This is a genomic window from Arthrobacter sp. AB6, from assembly GCF_031844545.1.
In the GTDB taxonomy this organism is placed as follows: domain Bacteria; phylum Actinomycetota; class Actinomycetes; order Actinomycetales; family Micrococcaceae; genus Arthrobacter.
Genome location: NZ_JAUZVL010000059.1, coordinates 1 through 1,162 on the forward strand (window position 1 = coordinate 1; position 1,162 = coordinate 1,162).

The window sequence follows — 1,162 nt, forward strand, 5'->3', positions numbered from 1 at the left end:
TCACTAAGAGGACCGTGACCACCGTCGACACCGGCGAAACGGTCCACGATGTGTCCGTGCTCGTCGATTACCACATGAATGACGGCTACGACTGGATGGACGTCATCAGTGAACACGGCTGGGCCGTGATCCCCAGCTGGGGGTGTGACGGGTGGGACCTGGGCCAGTGGCCCTATGTCATGGTCGCCGGGATCCGTACCGCCGATGAGATCGGGAACCTGTTCGGCATGGCCACCTACTGCGAAGGCGACGTGCGAACGACCTTCTATCGGACCAAGGCGAGGTTCTGGACCGCGATAAGTGAGCAGGCCTTCTTCCACTGGAAGAACGGGCAGGCCCACGGCCCGGAAGACCTGCCGGAGGCCGCCGCCGAACTACCCAGCCGGTACCGGATGCCCTGCACCCTCGCGGACGTGGCCTAACCAGCACTGACAACCGCTGTACTGCCCGGCTGGAGCCGGGCAGTACAGCGGCCCAACGACTTCAAAGGAGCCAGCACATGAGCAACGACATCACCGCCCCCAAGGGCATCACCGCCCTGATCTACCGCGACGCCCTGGGTACGGACTTCTCGAACCGGGGCATCTCGGCCCGCGTCATGGAAGTAACCGTCATTGGCGAGGGCATCGACCCGGTTTTCGAGGCCACCGAGGAACGGCCCGCCGTCCGGCTCGTCAAAAACGAGCACTTCCACCGTGGGACCGTGATCCACGCCGAGCCGGTCGCCCCAGCCGGTGAACCCGCCCCTTGGTACATGTTCGGCGGAACTTTCATCTTCAGCAGTGACGCCAGGTTCCGCCGCGCGGCCGGACACTATGGAGCCGTTCCGCTGCACGACCGCCGCGAATAGGGCCGAGGGTGGCCGGTCTTTCGGGGCCGGTCACCGCGGGCGGTCCGCCGTCGTGGCCGGCTTGTCCTGGTGGTTGGCGGCGGCGGACCGCCCATTCCGCAGCAGCCAGGTGCCGGGCGGCGGCAGCCGGCGGCAAGCCGGGGCTGGCAGCGTCGTTGTTGTCCTTGGCCCAGAGGGTGGAAGGGCAGGCTCGCGGGGCTCGCCCTGGTTTCCGCTGCGCTGCAACCAGTTGAAGGGCGTCCGCTGGCGCGGCCGGCTGTCGGGTCCAGTGCCGGCTCCGCAGGGCTCCGCCGTCCCTGGCCCTTTTGTGTT

Annotated in this window: 3 protein-coding genes; 2 read left to right on the top strand and 1 reads right to left on the bottom strand. The window is 67.3% G+C overall.

The genetic code is table 11. The features are described from left to right. Both Q9R30_RS19295 and Q9R30_RS19300 read left to right on the top strand, forming a co-directional pair. The coding region (locus Q9R30_RS19295; RefSeq protein ID WP_311218599.1) for a hypothetical protein at positions 1–422 on the top strand (422 nt) is incomplete at its 5' end. Positions 423–499: 77 nt separating this feature from the next. Then, entirely contained in the window at positions 500–850 is a 351-nt protein-coding gene (locus Q9R30_RS19300; RefSeq protein WP_311218600.1) for a hypothetical protein, read from the top strand. Positions 851–880: 30 nt separating this feature from the next. Here Q9R30_RS19300 and Q9R30_RS19305 read toward each other — a convergent pair. After that, positions 881–1,162, bottom strand: a 282-nt coding sequence (locus Q9R30_RS19305; RefSeq protein WP_311218601.1) for a hypothetical protein, incomplete at its 5' end; no start/stop codon positions are given.

Bases quoted from the DNA above. Each gene is read 5' to 3' on its own strand.
- Q9R30_RS19300 (WP_311218600.1), top strand. From the start codon at position 500: ATGAGCAACGACATCACCGCCCCCAAGGGCATCACCGCCCTGATCTAC.